The organism is Streptomyces sp. S186 (assembly GCF_051603415.1).
Taxonomy (GTDB): domain Bacteria; phylum Actinomycetota; class Actinomycetes; order Streptomycetales; family Streptomycetaceae; genus Streptomyces.
The window spans coordinates 1,606,069-1,630,969 of sequence record NZ_CP193932.1 but is presented as its reverse complement, the minus strand read 5'-3'; the positions used below and the strand labels follow the sequence as shown (position 1 = coordinate 1,630,969).

At 69.8% G+C, this 24,901-nt stretch carries 20 protein-coding genes and 1 pseudogene; 5 read left to right on the top strand and 16 right to left on the bottom strand.

What is annotated here, in order from left to right:
• Positions 1 to 352 precede the first annotated feature (352 nt).
• Positions 353 to 2,218, top strand: coding sequence for an NAD-binding protein (locus ACRAS8_RS07115; RefSeq protein WP_438484930.1), 1,866 nt, complete (start codon positions 353 to 355; stop codon positions 2,216 to 2,218).
• Positions 2,219 to 2,257: 39 nt separating this feature from the next.
• On the opposite strand, the gene ACRAS8_RS07110 is transcribed toward ACRAS8_RS07115, so the two are convergent.
• From ACRAS8_RS07110 to ACRAS8_RS07080, 7 genes are all read right to left on the bottom strand, one after another.
• The gene (locus ACRAS8_RS07110) at positions 2,258 to 4,804 is read right to left on the bottom strand and encodes an ATP-binding protein (protein WP_438484928.1); all 2,547 of its coding nucleotides are present in this window, start codon (positions 4,802 to 4,804) and stop codon (positions 2,258 to 2,260) included.
• 48 nt (positions 4,805 to 4,852) lie between these two features.
• Positions 4,853 to 5,536: a response regulator gene (locus tag ACRAS8_RS07105; RefSeq protein ID WP_438484926.1), complete on the bottom strand. Its 684-nt coding sequence runs from the start codon at positions 5,534 to 5,536 to the stop codon at positions 4,853 to 4,855.
• A gap of 78 nt (positions 5,537 to 5,614) precedes the next feature.
• Complete coding sequence (kdpC, locus tag ACRAS8_RS07100) at positions 5,615 to 6,226, bottom strand: potassium-transporting ATPase subunit KdpC (protein WP_438484924.1); 612 nt, start codon at positions 6,224 to 6,226, stop codon at positions 5,615 to 5,617.
• A gap of 5 nt (positions 6,227 to 6,231) precedes the next feature.
• Positions 6,232 to 8,385, bottom strand: coding sequence for a potassium-transporting ATPase subunit KdpB (gene kdpB, locus ACRAS8_RS07095; RefSeq protein ID WP_438484922.1), 2,154 nt, complete (start codon positions 8,383 to 8,385; stop codon positions 6,232 to 6,234).
• Positions 8,382 to 10,046 (bottom strand): potassium-transporting ATPase subunit KdpA, encoded by a 1,665-nt coding sequence (kdpA, locus tag ACRAS8_RS07090; protein WP_438484921.1) that lies wholly within the window; start codon positions 10,044 to 10,046, stop codon positions 8,382 to 8,384. The genes kdpB and kdpA overlap by 4 nt, the downstream gene beginning before the upstream one ends.
• Positions 10,047 to 10,055: 9 nt before the next feature.
• Positions 10,056 to 10,145 (bottom strand): K(+)-transporting ATPase subunit F, encoded by a 90-nt coding sequence (kdpF, locus tag ACRAS8_RS07085; protein ID WP_018542562.1) that lies wholly within the window; start codon positions 10,143 to 10,145, stop codon positions 10,056 to 10,058.
• A 453-nt stretch (positions 10,146 to 10,598) separates the two neighbouring features.
• Complete coding sequence (locus tag ACRAS8_RS07080; RefSeq protein WP_438484918.1) at positions 10,599 to 10,928, bottom strand: universal stress protein; 330 nt, start codon at positions 10,926 to 10,928, stop codon at positions 10,599 to 10,601.
• Between the two features lie 623 nt (positions 10,929 to 11,551).
• On the opposite strand from ACRAS8_RS07080, the gene ACRAS8_RS07075 reads away from it, so the two are divergent.
• Complete coding sequence (locus tag ACRAS8_RS07075) at positions 11,552 to 14,122, top strand: ATP-binding protein (protein ID WP_438490366.1); 2,571 nt, start codon at positions 11,552 to 11,554, stop codon at positions 14,120 to 14,122.
• A gap of 175 nt (positions 14,123 to 14,297) precedes the next feature.
• Here ACRAS8_RS07075 and ACRAS8_RS07070 read toward each other — a convergent pair whose 3' ends face one another.
• From ACRAS8_RS07070 to ACRAS8_RS07055, 4 genes are all read right to left on the bottom strand, one after another.
• The gene (locus tag ACRAS8_RS07070; RefSeq protein ID WP_438484916.1) at positions 14,298 to 15,125 is read right to left on the bottom strand and encodes an alpha/beta fold hydrolase; all 828 of its coding nucleotides are present in this window, start codon (positions 15,123 to 15,125) and stop codon (positions 14,298 to 14,300) included.
• A 230-nt stretch (positions 15,126 to 15,355) separates the two neighbouring features.
• The gene (locus ACRAS8_RS07065; RefSeq protein ID WP_438484914.1) at positions 15,356 to 16,591 is read right to left on the bottom strand and encodes a serine hydrolase domain-containing protein; all 1,236 of its coding nucleotides are present in this window, start codon (positions 16,589 to 16,591) and stop codon (positions 15,356 to 15,358) included.
• A gap of 409 nt (positions 16,592 to 17,000) precedes the next feature.
• Entirely contained in the window at positions 17,001 to 17,360 is a 360-nt protein-coding gene (locus ACRAS8_RS07060; RefSeq protein WP_438484913.1) for a DUF1048 domain-containing protein, read from the bottom strand.
• 1 nt (position 17,361) lies between these two features.
• Entirely contained in the window at positions 17,362 to 17,691 is a 330-nt protein-coding gene (locus tag ACRAS8_RS07055; RefSeq protein WP_438484912.1) for a PadR family transcriptional regulator, read from the bottom strand.
• A 717-nt stretch (positions 17,692 to 18,408) separates the two neighbouring features.
• Between ACRAS8_RS07055 and ACRAS8_RS07050 the strand changes: the two genes are divergently transcribed.
• Together ACRAS8_RS07050 and ACRAS8_RS07045 are read left to right on the top strand one after the other, a co-directional pair.
• A complete protein-coding gene (locus ACRAS8_RS07050; protein WP_438484910.1) occupies positions 18,409 to 18,732 on the top strand; it encodes a hypothetical protein in 324 nt (107 codons plus the stop codon).
• A gap of 12 nt (positions 18,733 to 18,744) precedes the next feature.
• Positions 18,745 to 18,924 (top strand): annotated as a pseudogene (locus ACRAS8_RS07045) (GNAT family N-acetyltransferase); the annotation flags it as partial.
• Positions 18,925 to 19,041: 117 nt separating this feature from the next.
• On the opposite strand, the gene ACRAS8_RS07040 reads toward ACRAS8_RS07045, so the two are convergent.
• From ACRAS8_RS07040 to ACRAS8_RS07020, 5 genes are all read right to left on the bottom strand, one after another.
• Positions 19,042 to 19,818 carry a GNAT family N-acetyltransferase gene (locus tag ACRAS8_RS07040; protein WP_438484909.1) on the bottom strand — a complete coding sequence of 259 codons (777 nt, stop codon included), beginning with the start codon at positions 19,816 to 19,818 and terminating at the stop codon, positions 19,042 to 19,044.
• Between the two features lie 211 nt (positions 19,819 to 20,029).
• Entirely contained in the window at positions 20,030 to 20,839 is an 810-nt protein-coding gene (locus tag ACRAS8_RS07035) for an SDR family NAD(P)-dependent oxidoreductase (protein ID WP_438484907.1), read from the bottom strand.
• A 574-nt stretch (positions 20,840 to 21,413) separates the two neighbouring features.
• A complete protein-coding gene (locus tag ACRAS8_RS07030) occupies positions 21,414 to 22,109 on the bottom strand; it encodes a hypothetical protein (RefSeq protein WP_438484906.1) in 696 nt (231 codons plus the stop codon).
• Between the two features lie 63 nt (positions 22,110 to 22,172).
• Entirely contained in the window at positions 22,173 to 22,379 is a 207-nt protein-coding gene (locus ACRAS8_RS07025; protein WP_438484905.1) for a hypothetical protein, read from the bottom strand.
• Positions 22,380 to 23,264: 885 nt separating this feature from the next.
• Entirely contained in the window at positions 23,265 to 24,188 is a 924-nt protein-coding gene (locus tag ACRAS8_RS07020) for a hypothetical protein (RefSeq protein WP_438484904.1), read from the bottom strand.
• Between the two features lie 398 nt (positions 24,189 to 24,586).
• Between ACRAS8_RS07020 and ACRAS8_RS07015 the strand changes: the two genes are divergently transcribed.
• The gene (locus ACRAS8_RS07015; protein WP_438484903.1) at positions 24,587 to 24,883 is read left to right on the top strand and encodes a hypothetical protein; all 297 of its coding nucleotides are present in this window, start codon (positions 24,587 to 24,589) and stop codon (positions 24,881 to 24,883) included.
• The last annotated feature ends 18 nt before the right edge of the window (positions 24,884 to 24,901 follow it).

The following is a 24,901-nucleotide window of genomic DNA, read 5'->3' as shown; positions in this document are numbered from 1 at the left end:
TGCCGGCCCTGACCGCCCCGTAGCGACATCGGGAAACGCCGGCCGATGAGCCACCACCGGCTCGCACCGGCAGCCGCACTCTGTCTCGTCCCGAGCGCCGCCGGCAGCGATCCCGGGGCCCCGGCCAAGCTCGCCACGGCTGTTCTCCGCCCGCCCGCGGTGGGCATGGCGTGGTGAAGGTGCCGGTCGCGGCCCCGTTGATCTTGCCGGGAGAGGCCGCCGTTCCCGCCCATACGGAACCTTGATGGCGAACTCATGTGCGTCATGGAACCGTATGTCATACACCGACGATCTTGCTGTTGTGACATCAACTCTCCAACTGCGCATGCCCTTTGGGCAACGTTCTCAGCACATGGTGATCTGTGGGGACGACGGGCTCGCGCATCGGCTCGCGGTGACCTTGGACGCGGTCTGTGGTGAGGCGGTCACCGTCGTGCTGCCCTCCCGGCGCGAGGGGCACGCGCCGGAGATCGCCGCGCTGCACCGGGATCCGCAGTCACCCGTCGAGCTGCTGGTGGCCGCCCGTCCGGACGAGCAGACGCTGCGATCGGCGGGCGTGGAGCGGGCGGCCGCGCTCGCCCTCGCCTACCGCGACGACCAGGTCAACCTCGCCGCCGCATTGCTGGCCCGCAGCATCAACCCCACGATTCGCCTGGTCATCCGCATGTACAACCGACAGCGCGGTGAGCATCTCGAGCGGCTCCTGGACCGGGCCGTGTCGGCGCTCGGCCGGAGCGACGACATCGCGCTCGACATGTCCACCACCGTGCTGTCCGACACCGACACCGCGGTCCCCGAGCTGGTGGCCGCCGCCGCGGTCGGGCAGGGGGACACGTTGCAGGTGGACGGCCAGGTTTTCCGCGGGGTCGTGCGCCCCGCCAGTACTCCGTCGCAGTCCGCCGATCTGGCCACCCTCGCGGTGCTGTCCGGTGCGCACCAGGACGACCCGGCGAGCGAGGACAGTCCGGAGACGCCGGGGGCGGAGGGCACCCAGCTGCTGCCCGACACGTTCACGTCCTACCACCGGCAGTTCACCCACGGCCGGCTCATGCTGGAGGAGGTCACCCATCACCATCGGCCCGAGGCCCCATCGCGCGACCGGCGGCGTTACGGCGGATGGCTGCGCAGGCGGCTGGCGCATCTGCCGTGGAAGGTCTTCCTCTCCCGCGAGGTCCTTTCGGTCTTCGGTGCGCTGACCGCGATCGTGCTGGCGCTGTCCGTGGCCACGGCACTGGCTGAGCCCGGCCCGCTGTGGAAGTCGGTGTATCTGCCGCTGCTGGACATCTTCACCATGGGCGACCCGGCCACCGATGAGTCGCCGGCTCGGCGCGTGCTCCAACTCGTCGCCGGATTCGTCGGTTTGGCGGTTCTGCCGCTGGTGGTCGCCGCGACCCTGAACGCCACCGAGGCGTTTCGTGAGCGGGCCGTGGGACATCCGCCTGCCATCGACCTGAGCGACCACATCGTGTTGGTCGGACTGGGCAAGATCGGCACTCGGGTGCTGGCGCAACTGCGCACCACCGCAAACCAGGTAGTGGTCATAGAACGGGATCCGCATGCGCGAGGCGTCCCGCTGGCTCGCGAACTCGGTGTGCCGCTGCTGCTGGAGGATGCCAGCGCTCCCGGCGTCCTGGACCGGGCGCGCATCCGCCAGAGCAAGTCCCTGCTGGTGCTCACCCGCGAGGACGGCGAGAATCTCGACATCGTGATGGCGGCGCGCGAGAGCAACCCCCGGGTACGGGTGGTGATGCGGCTCTATGACGACGACTTCGCGGCCACCGTCTCGCGTACGATGCGCGCCTCGTACCCCGACGCCACCACCCGCAGTCGCAGCGTTTCGGCGCTCGCCGCGCTTCCCTTCGCGGCGGCCATGATGGGCCGTCATGTGCTGGGCATCATGCCGGTCGAACGCGGCTCCCTCCTCTTCACCGCGATGGACGTCGCCGGCCACCCGGAGCTGGAGGGGTGCTCCGTTCACCAGGCATTCCGGAAGAACGAATGGCGCGTCCTGGCTGTGGGCGCCGCCGTCGAGGCCGCCTCTCCCGGACCGACGGACATGCTCGGCGGCCTGCCTCTCGACCGGCCGGGCTTCGACTGGCGTCCCGCGCACGGCAGGATCCTGCGCGCCGGTGACCGGGTCGTGGTGGTCTCGACCCGGCGCGGTCTGGACTTCCTGATGACGGGGGTCCAGCCACACCCGACGGCCCCCCGTGCGTAAAGAGGTGCCGGCCCCTCTGCCGGGTGCCCGTGCCGCCGGCTACGACGTGACCGCGTCCGGGAGGTCGGGCGCGGCCGGCGGGTGGCCGGCAGCGGTGGGCACGGTGAGGACCATGGTCATGCCGCCGCCGGGGGTCTCTTCGGCGGTGAGGGTGGCGCCGATGGCTTCGGCGAAGCCGCGGGCGACGGCCAGGCCGAGGCCGACGCCCGCGCCGCGCGGGGCGTCGCCGTAGCGCTGGAAGGGTTCGAAGATGCGGTCCTTGGCGTCGTCGGGGACGCCGGGGCCGCGGTCGGCGACGCGGATTTCGACGCGGTCGCCCAGCGTGCTGGCCGAGACGCGGACGGGTTCGCCGTCGGGGCTGTACTTGACCGCGTTCTCGACGATGTTGGCGACCGAGCGCTCCAGCAGGCCCGGATCGACGGCGATCATCGGCAGTGCCTCGGGGATGTCGAGGACGACGCTTTCCTGTGGCACCCCGACGAGGGCCATCGGCACGACCTCGTCTAGGTCGACCTCGCGGATCAGCGGTGTGACGGTGCCGGTCTGGAGCCGGGACATGTCCAGGAGGTTGCCGACGAGGTGGTCGAGGCGGTCGGCGCCCTCCTCGATGCCGGCGAGGAGCTCGGCCCGGTCCTCGTCGGACCATTCGACGTCGTTGGAGCGCAGGGAGGTGACCGAAGCCTTGATACCGGCCAGGGGAGTCCGCAGATCGTGACTGACGGCGGCGAGCAGGGCGGTGCGGATGCGGTTCCCCTCGGCGAGTTTGCGGGTGTGGTCGGCCTGGGACTGCAGGCGCTGGCGGTCAAGGATGACGGCGGCTTGGGCGGCGAAGGCCGCCAGGACGCGGCGGTCCTCGGCGGGCAGCACGCGGCCGCAGAGCGCGAGTGTCATGTGGTCGCCGACGGGCATGTCGACGTCCGCGTCCTCGGGGCGTACGAGCGGGCCGGCCTCGCCCACGCTGCCGGAGCAGGTCCAGGGGGCCGTCTCGGACTTCCGCTCCAGCAGCGCCACGGCGTCCATGGCGAAGGTCTCGCGGACCCGTTCCAGGAGGGCGTCGAGGGTGGTTTCGCCGCGCAGGACGCTGCCCGCCAGGAAGGAGAGGACCTCCGACTCGGCACGCAGGCGGGCGGCCTGGTGGGTGCGCCGGGCGGCGACGTCGACGACGGAGGCCACCGAGACGGCCACCAGCACGAAGATGACCAACGCCAGGATGTTCCTGGGGTCCGCGATGGTCAGTTCGCCCACCGGCGGGGTGAAGAACCAGTTCAGCAGGAGGGATCCCACCACGGCCGACGCCAGTGCGGGAAGCAGGCCGCCGAGCAGTGCCGCCGCCACGGTCAGCGTCAGGAACAGCAGTACGTCGTTGGCGAGACCGAGTCCCGTTTCCCCCTTCAACAGCAGCAGCGTCATCAGCGCCGGCCCCATGACTCCGGTCAGCCAGCCCCAGATGATCCGCGACCGGCCCAGCCGCGCGGTGCGGGTGACGGGGAGCCCGCGTCCCTTGGCGGCTTCCTCGTGGGTGACGATGTGGACGTCCAGGTCGGGTCCGGAGTCGCGGGCGACGGTGGCGCCGACACCGGGGCCGAAGACGTACTGCCACGCCTTGCGGCGGGAGGATCCCAGGACTATCTGGGTGGCATTGACGCCCCGCGCGAATTCCAGCAGCGCGGAGGAGACGTCCTCCCCCAGAACATGGTGGAAGGTGCCGCCGAGGTCTTCGACGAGGGTGCGCTGGACGGCGAGTTCCTTGGGCGATCCGGAGCTCAGGCCGTCACTGCGAGCGATGTGGACGGCGAGCACCTCGCCGCCCGCGCCCTTCTCGGCGAGGCGGGCGGCGCGCCGGATGAGCGTACGGCCTTCACCGCCGCCCGTCAGGCCGACGACGATGCGCTCACGCGAGCCCCAGATCCTCGAAACCCGGTGTTCGCTGCGGTACTCCTGAAGGTATTCGTCGACCCGGTCGGCCACCCACAGCAGCGCCAGCTCACGCAGCGCGGTGAGGTTTCCGGGCCGGAAGTAGTTCGACAGCGCCGCATCGACCTTGTTCGGCTGGTAGATGTTGCCGTGCGCCATGCGGCGGCGCAGCGCGTGGGGGGACATGTCGACCAGTTCGATCTGGTCGGCGCGGCGCACCACCTCGTCGGGGACGGTCTCCTTCTGCCGTATCCCGGTGATCGACTCGACGATGTCGCCGAGGGACTCCAGGTGCTGGATGTTCACCGTCGAGACCACATGGATCCCGGCTTCCAGCAGCTCCTCGATGTCCTGCCAGCGTTTGGTGTTGCGCGAGCCGGGGACGTTGGTGTGCGCCAATTCGTCCACCAGCGCCACGGCCGGTCTGCGGGCGAGGACGGCGTCGACGTCCATCTCGGTGAAGGTGGTGCCCCGGTACTCCATTTCCTTGCGCGGGATCTGTTCCAGACCGTGGAGCATCACCTCGGTGCGCGGCCGGTCGTGGTGCTCGACGAAGGCCACCACGCAGTCCGTGCCGCGCTCCACGCGGCGATGCGCCTCGGAGAGCATCGCGTAGGTCTTGCCGACGCCCGGTGCCGCGCCGAGGTATATCCGAAGCTTGCCGCGTCCCACGTGGTCCCGCCTTTGAGTCGTTCTGTTCAGGGCACAAAGCCCAGGCCGTCAGGGGTCGAAGCGGTAGCCCATGCCGGGCGCGGTGGAAAAGTGCCGGGGACGGGCCGGCTCGGCTTCCAGTTTGCGCCTGAGCTGTGCCATGTAGACCCGGAGGTAGTTCGTCTGCGTGCTGGAGGAAGGGCCCCATACCTCCTCCAGCAACCGCTGCTGGCTGACGAGCCGGCCGCTGTTGCGCACCAACACCTCCACCAGATGCCATTCGGTCGGGGTGAGCCGGACATCGCGTTCGCCGCGCTGGGCCTTCTTGGCCGCGAGGTCGAGGGTGAAGGTTTCCGTCACGATCATGGCGAGCTCGGCGGACGACTGCGCCGTATCGATTCTGCGCGCCGCCGCCCGCAGCCGGGCCAGCAGTTCGTCCATGCTGAAGGGCTTGGTGATGTAGTCGTCGGCGCCCGCGTCGAGGGCGGCGATCTTCTCCTCGGAGGTCCGGCGTGCCGAGACCACGAGGATGGAGGCCCGGCTCCACCCTCGCAGCCCCGTGATCACGTCGATGCCGTCCATGTCCGGCAGGCCGAGGTCGAGCAGGACCACGTCCGGTGGGCTTTGGGCGGCCAAGCGCAGGGCCTGTGCTCCGTCGGGCGCGCTCTCCACGTCGTAGCCGCGCGCCTTGAGATTGATCTCCAGAGCCCGTACGAGTGGTGGTTCGTCCTCGACCACCAGCACCCGGGTCATCGGTTTCCCCCTTCTGTTGTGCACGGGAGTGCCGCGGGTGGCCGCCCTCCCCTGGCATGCCACCCACGACACGGCTTCTCACTTCTTTGCGAGTTCCCTGACCGCGATGTTCAGCTTGAGGACGTTCACCGCCGGCTCGCCGAGGAATCCGGCGGTCCGGCCGGTGATGTTGTCCTGCACCAGCTTCTCGACCTGCGCGACGCTGAGTCCGTTGTGCTGGGCCACGCGCTTGACCTGGATCTCGGCGTAGGCGGGCGAGATGCCGGGGTCGATGGCGGAGGCCGAGCCGGTGACCGCGTCCTTGGGAACCTCGGACTGTGGCACGCCGTTGAACTCGGCGACCTGCTTCTTGGCCGCCTTGACGTTCTTGACCAGCTTGGGGTCGCTGGCGCCGAGCTGGCTGGAGCCGGTGGCCATCGGGTCGTAGTCGCTGTTGGAGGGGCGGCCCTGGAACCACTTGGGGTCGGGGTTCTTGGTGCCCTTGATGTTCCAGCTCTGGCCGATGAGTTCGGAGCCGACGACCTTGCCGTCGACCGTCACCTCGGAGCCGTTGGCCTTGTCGTGGAAGAGCCCCTGCGCGATGCCTGTGACGACCAGCGGGTAGATGACGCCGCACACGACCGTGAGGACCAGCAGCATGCGCACAGCGGCCCACGTCAACCGGGCGGTGCTACGTACGGAGTTGTTCACGGCGGTCACCCGATTCCGGGGATCAGAGAGATGAGCAGGTCGATGAGTTTGATGCCGATGAAGGGTGCGATGAGGCCGCCGAGTCCGTAGAGGGCGAGGTTGCGTCGCAGCATCTTGTCGGCGCTCATCGGCCGGTACTGCACGCCCTTCAGGGCGAGCGGGACCAGCGCGATGATGATCAGCGCGTTGAAGATGACCGCGGAGAGGATCGCCGACTGGGACGAGGCCAGGCCCATGATGTTGAGCTTGTCCAGGCCCGGGTAGGCCACCGAGAACATCGCGGGGATGATCGCGAAGTACTTGGCGACGTCGTTGGCGATCGAGAACGTCGTCAACGCGCCCCGGGTGATGAGGAGTTGCTTGCCGATCTCGACGATCTCGATGAGCTTGGTCGGGTTGGAGTCGAGGTCGACCATGTTGCCGGCCTCCTTGGCGGCCGACGTGCCGGTGTTCATCGCCACGCCCACGTCGGCCTGGGCCAGCGCCGGGGCGTCGTTCGTCCCGTCACCGGTCATCGCGACGAGCTTGCCGCCGGCCTGCTCGCGCTTGATGAGCGCCATCTTGTCCTCGGGCGTGGCCTCGGCGAGGAAGTCGTCGACGCCGGCCTCCTCGGCGATGGCCTTGGCGGTCAGCGGGTTGTCACCCGTGATCATGACCGTCTTGATGCCCATCTTGCGCAGCTCTTCGAAGCGTTCGCGCATGCCCTCCTTGACGACGTCCTTGAGGTGGATGACGCCGAGGACCCGGGGGCCCTTGTCGTCCTCGACGGCCACCAGCAGCGGCGTGCCGCCGGCCTGCGAGATGGCGTTGCTCAGCGTGTCGGCGTCCTCGGTCACCGAGCCGCCGCGCTCTTGGACCCAGGCCAGGACGGAACCGGTCGCACCCTTGCGGACCTTGCGGCCGTCCACGTCCACGCCCGACATACGGGTCTGGGCGGTGAAGGCGATCCACTCGGCGTCGGCCAGTTCGCCCTGGTGCCGCTCGCGCAGCCCGTACTTCTCCTTGGCCAGGACGACGATCGAGCGGCCTTCGGGAGTCTCGTCGGCCAGCGAGGAGAGCTGGGCGGCGTCGGCGACCTCGGCCTCCGTCGTCCCGCGCACAGGCACGAACTCCGCGGCCTGGCGGTTGCCCAGGGTGATGGTGCCGGTCTTGTCGAGCAGCAGCGTCGAGACGTCGCCGGCGGCCTCGACCGCCCGTCCCGACATGGCCAGGACGTTGCGCTGGACCAGGCGGTCCATGCCCGCGATGCCGATCGCCGAGAGCAGTGCGCCGATCGTCGTGGGGATCAGGCAGACCAGCAGGGCGGTCAGCACGATCATGGAGGTCTGCTTGTCGGCGCCCGCGTAGAGGGCGAACGGCTTGAGCGTGACGACGGCCAGCAGGAAGACGATGGTGAGGGACGCGAGGAGGATGTTCAGCGCGATCTCGTTGGGCGTCTTCTGACGGGCGGCACCCTCGACGAGGTTGATCATCCGGTCGATGAAGGTCTCGCCGGGCTTCGTCGTGATCTTGATGACGATGCGGTCGGAGAGGACCTTCGTGCCACCGGTGACGGCGCAGCGGTCGCCGCCGGACTCCCGGATGACAGGCGCCGATTCACCGGTGATGGCGGACTCGTCGACGGAGGCGACGCCCTCGACGACGTCGCCGTCGCCGGGGATGATGTCGCCGGCCTCGCAGACCACCAGGTCATCCACGCGCAGCTCGGTGCCGGGGACCTGCTCCTCCACGTCGCCGTTCAGCCGGCGGGCGACGGTGTCGGTCTTGGCCTTGCGCAGGGTGTCGGCCTGCGCCTTGCCGCGGCCCTCGGCGACCGCCTCCGCCAGGTTGGCGAAGATCGTGGTCAGCCACAGCCAGACGGCGATCGCCCAGCCGAACCAGTCACCCGGATCCGTGACGGCCAGTGCGGTGGTGACCACCGAGCCGATCAACACCACGAACATGACCGGGGACTTGACCATCACCCGGGGGTCGAGCTTGCGGAAGGCGTCCGGCAGCGACTTCAGCAACTGCCTGGGCTCGAAGAGACCCGCGCCGACCCGGCCTTCGTCCTTGTGGCCGGTCGGCACATCGCTGTGCGGCGCCCGGGTCGGGGAACCCGTTGAGCTGGCGGCCATGTCGTCCTCGTGCTTCTGTGTCTGGTCTGTCTTGGTGGTCATGACGTCAGCCCTTCGGCGAGCGGGCCCAGCGCGAGGGCCGGGAAGAACGTCAGACCGGTGATGATCAGGATCGTGCCGGTCAGCAGCCCGGTGAAGAGCGGCTTCTCGGTACGCAGGGTGCCCGCGGTCTCCGGGACCGGCTGCTGCTCGGCGAGCGAGCCGGCCAGCGCCAGGACGAACACCATCGGCAGGAACCGGCCCAGCAGCATGCACAGACCGAGCGTGGTGTTGAAGAACGGCGTGTTGGCACCGAAACCGGCGAAGGCGGAGCCGTTGTTGTTCGAGGCCGAGGTGTAGGCGTACAGCACCTCGGAGAAGCCGTGGGGACCGATGTTGGTCATGGCTTCCTTGCCGTCCGGCAGGGCGATCGCCACAGCCGTGCCGATCAGGCACAGCGCCGGGGTGATCAGGATGTAGCAGGCGGCGAGCTTGATCTCGCGCGTGCTGATCTTCTTGCCCAGGTACTCCGGCGTGCGGCCGACCATCAGGCCGGCGATGAACACCGCGATGATCGCCATCACCAGCATGCCGTACAGGCCCGACCCCACACCGCCGGGAGAGATCTCGCCGAGCATCATGCCCAGCAGCAGCACACCGCCGGACAGACCGCTGAACGAGTCGTGGAAGGAGTTGACCGACCCCGTGGAGGTCATCGTCGTGGAGACGGAGAAGAGGGACGAGGCGCCCTCTCCGAACCGCTGCTCCTTGCCCTCCATCGCGCCGCCCGCGAGCTGCGAGGCGGTGCCCGGGTGCGCGTACTCCAGCCACGTCACGGCGATCACGGCACCGAACCAGATCAGGCCCATGGCCGCGACGATCGCGTAGCCCTGCTTGACCGAGCCGACGATCCTGCCGAAGGTGCGCGGCAGCGAGAACGGGATCACCAGCAGCAGGAAGATCTCCAGCAGGTTGGAGAGCCCGTTGGGATTCTCGAAGGGGTGCGCGGAGTTGGCGTTGAAGTAACCGCCACCGTTGGTGCCCAGGTCCTTGATGGCTTCCTGGGAGGCCACGGCACCCGGGCTGAGGGCCTGCCGGTCACCGGTGAGCGTGCTGAGGTGGTGGATGTCGCCGAAGTTCTGGATCGCACCGCACGCCACCAGGATGACCGCGGCGACGGCGGCGAGCGGGATCAGGACCCTGATCGTGCCGCGCACCAGGTCGGCCCAGAAGTTGCCCAACTCGCCGCTGCGTGAACGGGCGAAGCCGCGCACGAGCGCTATGGCGACGGCCATGCCGACGGCGGCCGAGACGAAGTTCTGCACCGCCAGACCGGCGGTCTGGGTGACATGGCCCATGGCCACTTCACCCGAGTACGACTGCCAGTTGGTGTTGGAGACGAACGAGGCGGCGGTGTTGAATGCCTGGTCCGGAGTGATCGCCTTGAAGCCGAGCGACAGCGGCAGCTTGTCCTGCACGCGCTGAAGCAGGTACAGGAACAGCACGCTGACCGCGGAGAATATGAGGACGCCGCGCAGGTACGCGGGCCAGCGCATCTCCGCATCCGGGTTGGCGCCGACGCTGCGATAGATCCACTTCTCCACGCGCAGGTGCTTGTTGGAGGAGTAGACGGCGGCCATGTAGTCGCCGAGCGGGCGGTGCACCAGGGCCAGCGCGACGATCAGCGCGGAGACCTGGAGCACATCAGCAAGAACGGGGCTCATGTTTGCGGCTCAGAACCTCTCCGGGAACACAAGGGCGAGGACGAGATAGCCCAGCAGGGCGACGGCCACGATCAGGCCGATCAGATTCTCGGCAGTCACAGCTTCGTCACCCCCCTGGCGACAAGGGCCACCAGCGCGAACAGCGCGATCGTGGCGACCACGAAAGCCACATCGGCCACGTGAACTCCTGAGGAGAGGTTCGGGTGAACGGACCAGGAGAGGGAATCGCGAAGATGGCTCGATTGTGTCCTTCGTTGACACGGCCTTTATGGCCAAGGGCGCGGCCTTGATGCATCCCTAACGCACGCGAGGGCAACCCGGGAGGGGCACGCGACAAGCGCAGTGCCCGGCGGTGAGAAACCGGAACCGCAGGCCGGCGGTGACCAGCCGCTCGGCCCTGTTCGACCGGTCAGCCGAGCCGTCCGATTTCCTGCCGTTCGGGCCCCTCGGTCACGCCACCGCACCGATTCGGCCGCGCCGGGATGCCCGTCAGGAGTCCACCCGCTCCGACGGGGCGGGCGACAGGGCCCCGGCGAACCGCGGGCGGGACGGTCAGATCGTCAACCCCCGGGTGGTGAGCGGAAGTTTCCACATGTTGCGGCGGTGTACGGCGGTGAGGGTGCCGTGCAGGGAAGTAGGGGGGACGGCCAGTACGGTGCAGCAGGCACGTGCCACGCAGTACCGGGAGACGGAGGGCCGCACCGCGCGACGCAGCCTGCCGCGGGCGCCGGCACCGATCACCAGAAGGTCGTCGCCTCGGTCGGCGGCCGCCAGCAGCACTCTGCCGGGTTTGCCGGGCGCGACCAGGCGCTCGAGCGGGACCCCCGGCCCGTCGCTGCCGAAGGCGGTGTCCAGCGCGTCCATGAGCTGTTCGCTCGCCATGCGATGCCACTTGGCGGCCAGCGACGGGGGGATGCCCCGCCGCGGCTGGGGATGTCGCCACCTGGCGGTTCCCAGGCCAGTACGGCCCACAGTGCCGCACCCCGCATGCGGGCTTCGGCGGCGGCCCGGTGCAGCGCCGTCAGGCTCCCCAGCGAACCACTCACGCCGGCCACCACCCGCCGACCGAGGGGTTCGGCCATGGGCCACGCTCCTTCTCCTGTGCCGCCCTCGCGTGACCCGAGCCGCGATTCCGTGCCGCGTCCGCATCCCGCGTGTCCGTCCCGTTCATCGAAGCGTCGCCGATGGAGCGGTCGCCTCTCGTTGGCGCTTCCCTTACGCGGGCGCGCGAGACCCTGACGGCGCCATGACGGCAGCCGGGCCGCCCAGGAGAGCCGGGGCAGGCGGCGGTACGCGGACGCGTGCCCTTCGCCGGGTGGGGCACGGCATGGGCGAAGGGGTCAGGGATGCGTCAACGTCTTCGAACTTTTCCGCGATGTTTGCCGCAGCGAAGTGACGATGCTCTCCAAACCTCGCACGCCGTCGGACGCCATGCCGTGAGCAGTCCTCCGCCATGCCGCCCGGCGTGCGGCTTTCCTGAAGAGGGGTACGTGGAGGAGTACGCGATGGCGCGGGGCGGCGATGCGACCGATGAGCCGGGGACGCGTCCCGGCCGGCTCAAGGTCTTTCTGGGGGCTGCTCCAGGGGTGGGCAAGACGTACCGGATGCTGGACGAGGCGCGTCGCCGGGCTGCGCGCGGAACCCGTGTGGTGGTGGCCTTCGCAGAGTGCCACGGCCGTCCGCACACCGAGGCGATGCTCGACGGGCTGGACGTCCTTCCGCCGGTGCAGCGCAGGCATCGGGGTGCCGACTTCGCCGAGGCCGACCTGGACCGGGTGTGGGAACTGCGGCCACAGGTGGTGCTCATCGACGAACTCGCCCACACCAACGCACCGGGCGGCCGCAACACCAAGCGGTGGCAGGACGTCGAGGAACTGCTCGGCGCCGGGATCGACGTCGTTACCACCCTCAACATCCAGCACCTGGACTCCCTCAGCGACGTCGTCGAGAAGATCACCGGGGTGCCGCAGTACGAGACCGTCCCCGACGAGTTCGTCCGCCGGGCCGACCAGGTCGAACTCGTCGACCTGCCGGCCGAGGGCCTGCGGCGCCGTATGGCCCACGGCAACATCCACCCGCCGGAGAAGGTCGACGCGGCACTGTCGCGCTACTTCCGGCTCGGGAACCTCACCGCGTTGCGGGAGCTGGCGCTGCTGTGGGTGGCGGGCCGGGTGGACGACACACTGTGCAAGTACCGGCACGAGCACCACATCAGCCCGGTCTGGGAGACCCGCGAGCGGGTGGTGGTGGCCCTCACCGGCGGGCCCGAGGGCGCTACGCTGATCCGCCGCGCCGCCCGCATCGTGGACCGTTCGTCCAGCGGCGCCCTGCTGGCCGTCCACATCACCCGCAGTCACAACTTGGCCGGCTCATCGCCCGCCGCGCTCGCCGAACAGCGGCAACTCGTCGAGAGCCTCGGGGGCAGCTACCACGCGGTGGTGGGCGACGACGTGCCCGCCGCCCTCCTGGACTTCGCGCGGTCGCAGAACGCGACCCAACTGGTCATCGGCGCCAGCCGACGAGGCCGATTGCGGCGTGTCCTGATCCCCCGGGGAGTGGGGGAGACCGTGGTCGAACTCTCCGGTGACATCGACGTGCACACCGTGACGCATGAACGTGCCGGCGCAGGACGGAGATGGGTCGCGCCGGGAAGCGGTCTGCCGCGTTCCCGGCGGGTGGCCGGACCGGTGGCCGGCCTCGTGCTTCCCCTGCTGCTGACCCAGTTACTGCGCGTCGTCTCCGGCCCGTTGTCGCTCAACCTGACCAGCGAGGCGCTGCTCTTCCTGCTCACGGTGCTGGGCGTGGCCTGTATCGGTGGCGTGGTCTCCGCTCTGCTTGCCTCGGTGACGACCTCCCTGCTGCTGAACTACTACTTCGTCCCACCCATCGGCCAATTCACCTTCGGTGGTACCAACATGGCGGTCGCCCAGGCCGCCTTGACGACCGTCGCCGTCACCGTCGCCGCCATCGTCGACCGTTCGATGCGGCTGAGTCGTCGGGCCGCGCGGGCGACCGCCGAAGCGGAGACCCTCATCTCGTTGGCGGGCGGCATCCTGCGCGGGGAGCGGGCGGTGTCCGTCCTCCTGGAACGGACCCGGGAGACCTTCGGCATGGACGGCGTCGAACTGCGTCGGCGACGAAGGGAAACGGATTCCGGTGTCATGGGCGCCTCGTCGCCCGATCGCGGTGGCGAGGGTGACGATCACGAAACCAGAGTTGCGATAGGGGACGACAGCGTCCTGGTGCTCAGCGGACGCCGGCTGCCGGCCGCCGAGCACCGCGTCCTCACGGCCTTCGCGGCGCATCTGACCGCGGCAGTGGAACGCGCCCGGCTTGCCGAGGCCGCCGCAGAGGTCGAACCGGTCAAGGCGGCCAACCGCATGCGCACCGCACTCCTCGCCGCGGTCGGCCACGACCTGCGTACGCCGCTGGCCGGCTGCTGGGCCGCGATCAGTTCACTGCGCAGCCGTGAGGTCGACTTCTCTCCCGAGGACCGCGAGGAACTCCTGGCCACCGCCGAGGAATCCCTGGCCAAGCTCAGCCGCCTGGTCGACAACCTGCTCGACATGAGCAGACTCCAGGCCGGGGCGCTGACCCTGCACCTGGAGCCGGTCGCGCTCGCCGACGTACTCCCGGCAGCGCTGGACACCCTGCCCGGCTCACCCCCGCACGCGGTCGTGAACGTGGTGCCCCAGGGGTTGGACGACGTTCCTGATGTGCTCGCGGACGCACCACTGCTGGAGCGCGTCATCGCCAACCTGGTGTCCAACGCGGTACGGCACTCGCCCACCGGGTGCCCGGTGACGATCGGCGCCAGCGCGCTGGCCGGGTGGGTGGAGCTGAGGGTCGTCGATCGTGGACCGGGAATCCAACTGCCCGACCGGGAGCGGGCGTTCGAGCCCTTCCAGCGGCTCGGCGACACCGACAACACCACCGGCCTCGGGCTCGGTCTCGCACTCTCCCGGGGGCTCACCGAGGCGATGGACGGCACTCTCACGCCCGAGGAGACACCTGGTGGCGGGTTGACGATGGTCGTCTCCCTGCCCGCCGTAGCAGCTGCGTCCGTAGGTCGCTGAGCGCACGAGCCGGTTCCGCGCCGTCATGCATCCGGGATGCCTCGTCCCCCACCGGCTACCTGCGGTCGGGGCAGTGGGACAGCGCCGGTTGGCGGACGGCGAACTACCGGTGGTGCCGCGTGGCCTGCTCCGTGACGCCGGTGCAGGCCGCTGCCTGGCCAACCGCCAGTCCCGGTCAGGACTTGCGGGCCCTGGTGTGGTTGGGGGCGGCGACCTGGCGTACAGCCGCGGCGACGGCGCGGAAGTCCTTTTTCAGGATCGAAGCGTGGGTGCTGGCGACCTTCGGGTGGATGGTGATGTTCGGGTTGCGGGCGGCCACCGCGGGGAGGGTGGCGCGGTGCCGTTCCTGCTCGTCACCCTTGCTTCCGAAGGACTTCCCCGAGGCGACCACGTACCGGGTCGGGACGGTGATGTTGTCCAGTACGGGGCCCAGGTTGCGCGCACGGGCGATCACCCCGGCCTCGATGTTGCTGTCCGCGACCTGTGCGGCGGTCATCCGCGGGGTCAGGCCCGTCGGGCGCAGCAGCAGCAGGATCGGGCTCAGCCGTCGGAACAGCTTCCGGATCCGCTGCTCCATGGCCGCATCCAGCCAGTCGTCCGGTTGCGCGCCCTCGACCAGGACCGCGCCCACGGTACGGCCGGGATTCCGGCTGGCCCAGTGCGCCGCGAGGAACGCTCCGTAGGACCAGCCCACCACCAGCGCCCGGTCCACGCCCCTGGCCGCGAGAACGGCATCGACGTCCCGCAGGTGCGTCTCGAACGAATTGGGGTCCGCCGAGCGCTTCGACTTGCCGCGGGCCCGCATGTCGTAGGTGATGTGCCGCCACCCCGGCCCCAGTTCGGCGAGGACCCGCCGCCAGTATCCCTGAGTGGCGACGTGGCCGTTGAGGTAGACGATGGGGATGCCGGGGCCGCCGGTGTCGGTGACGGCCAGGGCCGTGTCGTCCACCGGCAGCATGCCGGTCCACGGTGAACGGGCCGCGGAAGTGCCGTGCTTCGTCATGTGTTGTTCCCCCTTGGTTGGTTGAGGTGGGGTGGGGTGTGTGATGTCGGCGGGACTTCTTTGAGTCCCGCATGTGGGGCGCGGGCCTGGGCCTGGTCGGCGGTCATTGCGCGGAGGGGTCGCTTCCGCGCCCTCGTTGTTGTGGGGGGGGCTCGGCGTTGTGGCGCCGAGCCCCCTTGAAGGTGCTGTTTGCGACTGTGCTGAGTCGGTCGCAGTGTTCAGCGCCGGTGTCAGTCGTCGAGGGCCTGGTAGAGGGTGGTCCAGAAGTCGGTGATGGCCTGTGTCGAGTCCGGGGTGGACGTCCCGGTCTGGGTGAGGAGGATGCCGATGAGTTGGTTGTGCGGGTCGGCGTAGGTGGTGGTGCCGCTTCCGCCGTCCCAGCCGAACTGGCCGATGGGTGCGTAGTCACCGCGGTAGGTTCGGGTGGCCATGCCGAAGCCCCAACCGCCCTGCTGTCCCTGGCCGTAGGACAGATGGACGAGGTTGCGGGCCAGGGTTTCTCGGGCGGCCAGTTGCTCGGCGGGGAGGCGGTTGGTGGTCATCAGCTCGACGGCGGCCCGGGACAGGATCCGCTCGCCTGCGTGCATCCCGCCGTTGAGCAGCATCCGGAAGTAGGCGTGGTAGTCGTCGGCGGTGGAGTCCAGTCCGCCACCGCCCGAGGCGAAGGCCGGGGGCTTGCTGTGGTGTCCCCCTTCGGCCGGGTCCTCCACCTTGAACTGTCCGGTCTGCGGGTCGGGGGCGTACAGGGGCGGCAGCCGGTCGATCTTGTCGGCGGGCACGTGGAAGCCGGTGTCCTTCATGCCCAGCGGGGCGAAGATGCGCTCGCGCAGGAACGTCTCGAAGGACTGGCCGGTGACCCTGGCCACCAGCACGCCGAGCACGTCGTTGCTGATGTTGTACTGCCACCGCTGGCCGGGCTGGTACATCAGCGGCAGTGTGCCCAGGCGGCGCATCCACTCGTCCGGCTCGACCGCCGGCAGCAGCCATCCGTTCTCGCCGTAGACCCTGCGCTCGAAGAGCGCGCCCATCATCGGGGAGCCCATCGCCGTCATATCCAGTCCGAGCCCGAACGTGGAGGTGAGCAGGTCCCGTACGGTGATCGGGCGTCGCGCCGGCTCGGTGTCGTCCAGCGGGCCGTCGGGCCGCTTGAGCACCTGCCGGTCGGCCAGTTCCGGCAGCCACGGGTCTACCGGGTCGTCCAGCCGCAGCCGGCACTCGTCCAGCAGGACCATCGCCGCCGCGACCGCGACCGGCTTGGTCGTCGAGGCCATCCGGAAGATCGTGTCCCGGCGCATCGGCGCGCCACCGTCATGGCGCATCGTCCCGATCGCCTCGACGTGCGTCTGCTCGCCCCGGCTGACCAGGGCGACCAGCCCGGGAATCTTCCCGGACTCGACGTGCCGTGCCAGTACCTCGCGCAGTCTGCGCAGCCCGGCTTCGGAGAAGCTGCTGTTGCCTTGTCCCATGATGAATCTCCTCACGTGCAACGTTCGATGTGTGCGGTGTTCGGATACGTGCGGTGCTCGATCTGCAGGACGGTCACGTCCCGGTGTGGCGCTCCGGGGCAGCCCTGGGCGCGGCACGAGGTGGGTTCGGCGTGGCCAGGTTCGCGGCCCGAGGCGCGCGCGATTGAGTCGTTCATGACATACGCAGCGTCGATTGCGCTGCTATCGGCTGTCGCCGTCCTGATGCCGCTACTGACAAGTGCGGCGTGAACTCGCCGGCCAGGCGGGCATGCCGCGTGGCCGCGTCGTCGCCGACCCTGCAGGTCGCGCAGACCGTGCAGAGGTCGCGATCGTGCAGAGGGTTGAGAAAGTAGTGCCCGGCCCGGGCGCGATGTGCCGTGCCCGGCGTCGTGCGGTCTTTTCCGATGGCCTAGCCGGCGACGCGCTCCATGACCTCGGCCAGCCGCTTCCGCGCACGGGCGGGGACGTAGCCGCCCGTCGTGTAGTTCTGCGCGAACTCCTCGACGAACTCCGCCGGGTCGTCCCCGACGACATCACGGATCGCCGTGCCGTCTGCCGCGGCTTGCTCGAACAGGTCGGCAAGGTCCTCGAACGCGGAGGACGCGCTGTCGTCGTCCGTCGGCACGAAGTGCATGAGGTACCGCTCGATCGCGTCGACCGCCGTGCGGTAGTTCTCGGGAAGCTCCTTGACGCGCGCCTTGTACGCCCACCAACGCCTCTTGGGCCCGATCACCTTGGAGAGAAAGCCGTGCTCTTCTGCGTCGGACATGTCATCCGCCCCCTTCACGGAGCTGTTCCAGTCGTTCTGCGAGGAAGCCCCAGGTCCTCCAGAACTCATCGAGATACTCACGTCCCTGAGTGTTCAGGGAATACACCTTGCGCGGCGGCCCCTTCTCGGAAGGGACCTTCTCCACGTCGACCAGGCCGCGCTTTTCGATCCTGACGAGCAGCGCGTAGATGGTGCCCTCGGCGATGTCGGAGAACCCCTGCTCCCGCAGTCGTGCCGTGATCTCGTAGCCGTACGCGGGGCGGCCGGACAGGATCGCCAGGACGATGCCCTCCAGTGTCCCCTTGAGCATCTCTGTCATCTGCTTGCTCATGGGATCCCTCTTCAGCTACTTGTTGCTGCTGACTACTGCTATACAGTAACGCTATCTACCGGTACTTAGCAACACTGAATCACTGAAGGTCGGTCGGGCCGCAAACGCGTGGGGTGCGGATGGCTGACCTCGGCTCGCGAGCGACGCCACCAGAGACTTCGTTTCTCGGCCTCGCCCCGCGGATGCGGTGGGCTACCGGAGACCACGCGGGCATTCCTGACCGTCCATCGGTAGGTGCGATGGACACGAGCTCAGCGTCACCGGCCCCGTTTCCACGGGCCAAGCGATCCCCTTCATCCACTCAGCAGCTGAGAACGGCGCCCCGCGGGACATCCCAGCCCGAACAGGGGACAGACCCCTGTGGGCTCGAGCCTGCGCGGGGCCGGATGGCCCGGTGGCCGGGATACATGGACACCGGGGCTCTTGTGTCAACCGGTCTCAGGCGGCAACGTCGACGGATGCCTGCCGCCACCGGACTCGACATGCCGACAGCACGCCTTCGGCCTCATGACCCGGCAGCACGCGCCTCGGCTGATCAGTGGGCCCGGAACCGGACTACCGTGTCGCCCCGTGAACACGGGCACAGCACAGCAGTTGCCGGATCTCGCCAGGGCATGGGTGGCGGGTTGGACCGTCTCCCGGCGAACACCCCCGCCGGTGGAGAAAACCTGGGGCCTCCGCGTCGATGTCGGCCTCCCGAACCACACAACCCGCCACGTGCTGATTGACACCGACGGGGTGACCGTCCGCACCGTGGCCCGCAGCACCGGCGCACCCGGCACCCGAATAAAGGCGTTGATGCCCTTGGAGACGCTGGTCTCGTGGATCGGCGCGGACTGGGTACCGGACAGCCGGAACCCCGCCTTCCTGCTGGCTGCCGATCTGCAACCAGGCACGGCACAACCTCCTTGCGGCTACCGTGTCACGACCGAAACGCACGAGGCCGTCACCTGTGTACGCGTCCTCAGCCACGACGGGGACCCCGCCGCACGCGGACAGATCGCGGCCACCGGCGAGACCGCGGTCGTCGACCGGGTCTAGACCGATCCCGCCCACCGGCGCCGGGGGCTGGGCACACTGGTGATGCACACGCTGGCGAACGCCGCGACGGCGCGCGGCGCCACGGTGGGCGTTCTCGCAGCGAGCATGGACGGCCGGGCGCTGTACGAGGCCCTGGGATGGACCGTTCACTCCCCGCTCGCCGGAGTGATCTACAGGCCGGTCCGCACCTGACGCACAGCGCCCGGGAACCGGGACAGTTCGTGGCCGCCATTGAGGACCTTCGCCGACGCGAGGGTGGTGAGGGGGGTGCAGCGTGTCTTCAAGAGGACTCCTCGACGTCGGGGGTGTTCAGGCGGCGAGCCCTGCGACGGGGCGGGCGGGCCGCCCGGTGCGGTAGTGGACGTACTCGTGCTCCAGGCGGAAGCCGGCGGTCCAGGCGAGGAGCCGGCTGGGGCGGTTATCGCGGGAACAGGTCCAGGTGGGGGTGTGGCCGCGGGCGGCGATGTCCTGGCACAGGGCAGCGACGCAGGCCAGTGCGAGGCGCTGGCGGCGGTGTTCGGGGGCGGTGAGGCAGGCGATGTCCTCGTATGCGCTGCCGCGGAAGTACGTGCAGGCCACCGCGAGCACACGGTCCTTCTCGAAAGCCGCCCAGCCGTGACCGGAAGCGGCGAGCCCGGCCGATCCGCCCCAACTGGCATGAAGCCAGGCCGACTCGGGCCCCAACGCGGCAACCGCGGGAGCATCCGCGGGTGTCAGCCGACGCACCGTCACTCCGCGGGGCGGGCGCGGCGGCAATACGGGAACGCGGTGGACGTGTCCCATGCGCTCCCACGGCACGATGAGGTCGAACGCGCTGCCCAGCAGGGGGAGGAAGCGGGCCGGTGCCTGGACGTAGTGCGCAGCGAACGGGGCGAGCGCGAGCGGGGCGAGGGCGGTTGGGTCGCCGCGGAGCAGCAGGTGGTCGGCGCAAGCCACCGCGACGGCTCGGGGAGCGACGGGGCGGTCGGCCCACCAGTGACCGGCTCCCGGGGTCAGCGCGTGTTCGGCAAGGGCCTTCGTCCCAGGGGGCCCGGCAGCGAACCAGTGGGCCACTGAGGTGGCTTGTGTGGGAGACAGCTCGATCACGGGGGCTCCTTGTGACGCTCGCAGGGTGCACGGGTGGGGCGACCGAACGCCGCCCCGCCCGGTGCTTCAGCTCTGGCCGGCCTTGCTGCCGTGGTTGGCCTTCTTCTTGCGACGAGCCTTCTTCTTGCGGGCGCGCTTGGACATGGGACGCGTATGTGCCTTTCGTTTTACGGGAGGCTGCCTGATGGCCCCTCAGTTAGTGGTACGTGGCTCAGGCGTGCCGGCCGACGAGTTGGTCGGCGAGCTTGCTGAGGCGCCTGACGGTGCGGTCCCCCGTGGCGGTGGGCGCCGGCTCGACGCGCTTGTCGCGGTCGTAGTAGGCGCCGTTGATGACGTCGATGGCCGGGTCGCACAGCCGGACCACATGGGCCGCGCCCTGTGCCGCGGTGCCGCCCTCGATGCCGTAGAGGGAGAGCAGGTCCGTCTCACAGACGCCCGGGTGGACGGAGACCGCGGTGACCCGGGGGTCGGCGGCGAAGACGGTGAGTGCCAGCTGTGACTGGGCGTAGGCGGCGAGCCGGGAGTAGCGGCGGGCGCGCTGGGGGTCGTTCCACTGGATGGAGGCGGTGCGGTGCAGCGAGGAGGAGACGTTGACGACGCGTCCGCCGGGCTGGCTGGTGAGGGCCGGCTCCAGCAGGCAGGTCAGCAGGTAGTGGGCGAGGAAGTTGACCTGGAGGGCGATCTCGTTGCCGTCGGGGGTGAGGGTGTGGCGTTCGGGCGCTGCGGTGGCGGCGTTGTTGACCAGGACGTCCAGCCGCGGGTGCTCGGTGAGGACGCGGTGCGCCATCGTCTCGACCTCCTCCAGACGCGTGAAGTCCGCGGAGAACGCGTGCAGTTGTTCGGCGTCGATGCCCGCGGCGGCGACGAGCCGGTCGGCGGCTGCCTGCGCTGCCTCGGCGGTGCGGCCGTGCACGAGGACGGTGGCCCCGCGTTCGGCGAGGTGGCGGGCGGTTTCGTAGCCGATGCCGGAGGTGGCGCCGGTCACCAGGACGGTACGGGAGGAAAGGTCGAAGACGGACATGATCCATTCGCGGGAAGAGAACAAAAAGGGTCGAGTGCTCTGTACTGGCCGCTCAGGGCCATGACGTACGGGTGCACAAAGAGGCGGGGCGCCCGATGGGGTCAGGGCGCCCCGTCCGAATGCGGGAGAGGGCTCAGCGTGCGGCGGACGTCTCCGGGCAGCGCGGCGCACGACACGGGACCCCCGGATGAGGAGGACGGTCGAGAAGGAGCCAGGCGCTGTTCACAGCTCCATCAAATTCCGCCCGGCAGCCGCCTTCAAGAGGGCCGCAATGCTTTTGACGCACCCCTGATGAGCCGGGGTTCCCCGACGCCCTCACCGCCCCGCCCGGGTGCTCAGTTCACGGGCGTGCGCCGGTCGCGCATCGCGGCCGCCACCGTCACAGCGGTCCCGGCGAGGAGCGGCAGAAGCATCGCGGCGAATCGCCCGGTGGCGTTCGCGACGCAGCTCGCTGTCGGTGTGGCTGCCGGTGGGGTCGGTAGTGGCGAGGTTCTCGGCGTTGTCGCCGGCTGCCCAGACAACGACAGGCCGGGTGAGGTCATGGCGTGTGTCGCGGAGGGCGACGAACCGTCCGTCAGGGGCCGGTGGTTCGGGTGGCCGCACGGCTGCGGGATACGAGGCGGACGACGGCGCCGACGGCGACCGCGGAAGCCGAGACGGTCAGCAAAGCGGCCTCCCACCCGGCGGCGAGCCCGACCTCGGCCCGGGAAGCACGCACCCGCCCGTCGAATTCCGGTGCGACCAGTTCCCCAGGGTCCCGCACCACCTTCACGTGGTCGCCCACCCGGTCGTCGTCACCGCAGCCGACGGCGTCGGTCGCCGCCTTGGCGGAACTCCCGTAGCGGACCGTGCAGTCGTACGTGGTCGACTTCACGTGATGAACCGTGATCCGTGTGATGACGGCCGGCCGCGACACGCCCCGTGCCTGTAGGACGAGCGCCCGGGACGCGTCCATGGCGCACAGCGGCGCGGCGAACATCGGGGCGATCATCAACACCATGGCCACCACCCGCAGCACACGGGAGGGGCACAGCGACAGCACCGCCCACGCCAGCCAGATGGCGCCGCCCATCATCAGGGCAACCGCGGGCACCACCATCCCGCTCAACGGTCCCAACACCCCACCGACGAACGACAGTAGTGCGGCCACCGGGACCGACAGCGCGGTCAGCACCGGACGGCGCGGGTACTCCGGATCGCTCTCCCGCTGCTCCCTACCCGACCGCTTCACGCCCGTCATCACGCCCCCAACACCGGCCGCCATGGCCATGTCGCGATCATTGTCCGACAGGGCCGGAACAGACCGCACGGCGGGACGCTCGTCGCTCGCCCCTCACCCCTCGTCGGCCGGACCGGGACCGTCGGTAGCCGCGGCCGAGCGGGCGGCATCGCGGCGCAAGACCACTCCCAAGACCAGCACCAACTCCGCGAGGAACACCAACACGATCTCGCTCACCAAGGCGAGAACCGCGTGGAACCGATAGGCCCCCTTCTCCTGGGCGAAGTCCGGCTCGACCAGCCCACCCGGATCCCGCACCACCGCCACCTCCTCGCCGACCCGGTCGGACGCGCCGCAATCGAGGCGGCCGGGCGCCCCGGTGGCACCGCCGTAGCGGATGGTGCACTCGCACCAGGTGACCTTCCCGCGCTGCTCGGTGACCCGCGCGACTGAACCACACCCCGCACCTCCAGGAAGAACTCCTGTGACGCAAGCGCGGCCAGCTTCCCGGCAGCCAACATCACAAAGAACAGCAGCACCGCGACCAGCGGGAACAACGCCCCATCAGGCAACAGCCGGGTCGCCGACGCGACCAGCCAGAAGCCGCCGACCACACACAGTACGAACGAGGGCACCGGCATCCAGCTGAGCGACCACAGTGCCCCGCCCACGAGGACGAGCAGCGCGGCGACCGGAATCAGCAGCGCGTCCCGTACCGGATCGGCCGGGCGCCGGGACATTTGGGCGGCCTTGCTCACGGGCGTATGCGTGCGGATCGGGCGCGGCGGTCGCAGCGCCGCCCCGCCACGTCGATGCCGCCCCGCCTGCACCATCTCCCGGCTGTCGGCCGCCCCGTCCCCCGGTTCCCCTCTGCCATCACTCCCCTCCCCGACCTCCGAACCAACATCAACTCCCCCCGCACATCAAGTCGATTGCGGTGGCGGTGACGGTGGCGCAGATGACATCGGAGGCGCGGACTACGCCGATCAGCCGGAACGCCTGGTCCGTGTTTGAGAGGCATCGGGCGGCCCCGCGCGGCGGCGCAGATCGCGCTCATCCACTGCTACCGCGCGGCGAGCGGAGCCCCGCCACAACCGAACCGGCGGTGAGTCCGGCCGCAACCTGGCTCACCTCCGTCGCCTCGCGGCCTTCGCCCCGGACATGGCAGGCGTCCCTCAGCGGCGTATGCCGTACCGGGCGTTCCAGTCACCTTCGTCCTGCGCCACCCTCTGGGGCACGCGCCTGCTGCCCATGACCGCGAAGGCGAGCATGGCCGCCCTCAGGGGCTCGGGGGCGGCGGGCGCAGACCGCGGACCGGCGGCTGGGTTCCAGGACGACAAGGCCGACGGTCTCGCCGAGCGGACCTACGGCCTCGTGCGCACCCGCCCAGGAGCCTTTGGCGGGACGGAGAACGCCCAGCTGGATCCCCTGGCCGTCGAAGATGTCCACGTGGGTTGCCCGGCCGTCCGTCTTACTGAGCACGGCGAGGGGCACCGTAGGCATCGCCCCGGGGGCGAAGACCACCGTGTCCACGGGCACCCGGAGGGTGAGGCCGCGCTGCAGCCGGTACCGGAGCCCGTTCGGCTCCACCACATCGGTGACCAGCGCCGAGGGGTGGAATCCCGGGCCCGGATGGCCACTGCGCAGGACAGCCCGGGTAGCGCCGTCCCCGTCGGTCAGCGCCGTGTCCGACACCAGCTGCGTGCCCGGTGCGGCAGTCCTCAGGAGCCGCAGCCTGACCTGGCGGCGCCACAGCCGCCCCAGCAGCATCCGGGCGCCAGGCACCACCATCGCCGGCAGAGTCAGCACACCGGGTAGGAAGGCAATGGCCGGCGGATTCCCGGGACGGTCGTCGATGACGCCCCCGGCACCGGCCCGTACGGGGATGCGCTCTCCCTCCGTGTCAGTCCGGCCCACCTCAATCCCGCCGCTGCCCCGGCGACCGTCGGCCAGGACCCAGTTGGCCCGGCACATCTGGGTCCCCTTGGAGATATGACAGCGCGCCAGGGTCGCGGTAGCCCGGTCGCCGCCGAAATAGGTCCCCAGCCGGAATCCGGCATAGATGTTGAGCCCCAGCGCCAGCAGCACCACAAACGCCGACCAGCAGCCGAGACGCCATATCCCCCGCACGCCCCCACTCTACGGAGCCCACAGCGGGACAGTCGGACGTCCGCCCGGCGCCTGACGGAACCCTGATGGCCCGCGCAGCCCAAGAGAGCACTGTCGCAGTCAGGTCGGCAGCTCATCAAGAGGTGCATCAAGAGCCATGGAGGACGTCTTGCAGCCGCGAGTGGCCGTGCATCTGATGGTGACGTGAACAGCAACTGGCTTCTGCTCGGCCCTCCGCCTCATCCGGCGGCTCCGTGTCGTGCGCCGCGTCCTCCGGAGAGATCCGCCTCCGGCTGATCCGTCTCCCGCATCCCCACGGGGCGCTGTGACCTGACCCCGCGCCCCGTTTGTGCACCTCCGCATGGCCGGCCCTGCGAGGGCCGTTGGCATGCCCGTCTCCGCCCTACCCGGATTGGGCCATGTCCATCGTCGACCTTTCCTCCCGCACCGTCCTGGTGACCGGCGCCACCTCCGGCAGCGGCTTCGAGACTGCCTGTCGGCCCGCCGAGCGCGGTGCCACCGGCTTCGTCCACGGCCGTACCGCCGAAGACGTACAGGCCGCCACCGGCAGGCTGATCGCCACGGCGGGCATCGGCGCGTCCCAACTCTGCGGCCTCAGGGTGTTGCCTTCGGTGGCGGTGCCACGGCTGGGGGCCGAGATACGGGTGGTACGCGTCGTCGGGGCGCACCATGGAAGGCGACGAAATGTTGAGTGACCTGGCAGGAGCCCGCCG

Bases quoted from the DNA above. Each gene is read 5' to 3' on its own strand.
- ACRAS8_RS07115 (WP_438484930.1), top strand. From the start codon at position 353: ATGGTGATCTGTGGGGACGACGGGCTCGCGCATCGGCTCGCGGTGACC.
- ACRAS8_RS07105 (WP_438484926.1), bottom strand. From the start codon at position 5,536: ATGACCCGGGTGCTGGTGGTCGAGGACGAACCACCACTCGTACGGGCT.
- kdpB (WP_438484922.1), bottom strand. From the start codon at position 8,385: ATGACCACCAAGACAGACCAGACACAGAAGCACGAGGACGACATGGCC.
- kdpA (WP_438484921.1), bottom strand. From the start codon at position 10,046: ATGAGCCCCGTTCTTGCTGATGTGCTCCAGGTCTCCGCGCTGATCGTC.
- ACRAS8_RS07080 (WP_438484918.1), bottom strand. From the start codon at position 10,928: ATGGCGAGCGAACAGCTCATGGACGCGCTGGACACCGCCTTCGGCAGC.
- ACRAS8_RS07075 (WP_438490366.1), top strand. From the start codon at position 11,552: ATGGCGCGGGGCGGCGATGCGACCGATGAGCCGGGGACGCGTCCCGGC.
- ACRAS8_RS07070 (WP_438484916.1), bottom strand. From the start codon at position 15,125: ATGACGAAGCACGGCACTTCCGCGGCCCGTTCACCGTGGACCGGCATG.
- ACRAS8_RS07065 (WP_438484914.1), bottom strand. From the start codon at position 16,591: ATGGGACAAGGCAACAGCAGCTTCTCCGAAGCCGGGCTGCGCAGACTG.
- ACRAS8_RS07060 (WP_438484913.1), bottom strand. From the start codon at position 17,360: ATGTCCGACGCAGAAGAGCACGGCTTTCTCTCCAAGGTGATCGGGCCC.
- ACRAS8_RS07055 (WP_438484912.1), bottom strand. From the start codon at position 17,691: ATGAGCAAGCAGATGACAGAGATGCTCAAGGGGACACTGGAGGGCATC.
- ACRAS8_RS07035 (WP_438484907.1), bottom strand. From the start codon at position 20,839: ATGTCCGTCTTCGACCTTTCCTCCCGTACCGTCCTGGTGACCGGCGCC.
- ACRAS8_RS07030 (WP_438484906.1), bottom strand. From the start codon at position 22,109: ATGGCCATGGCGGCCGGTGTTGGGGGCGTGATGACGGGCGTGAAGCGG.
- ACRAS8_RS07015 (WP_438484903.1), top strand. From the start codon at position 24,587: ATGTCCATCGTCGACCTTTCCTCCCGCACCGTCCTGGTGACCGGCGCC.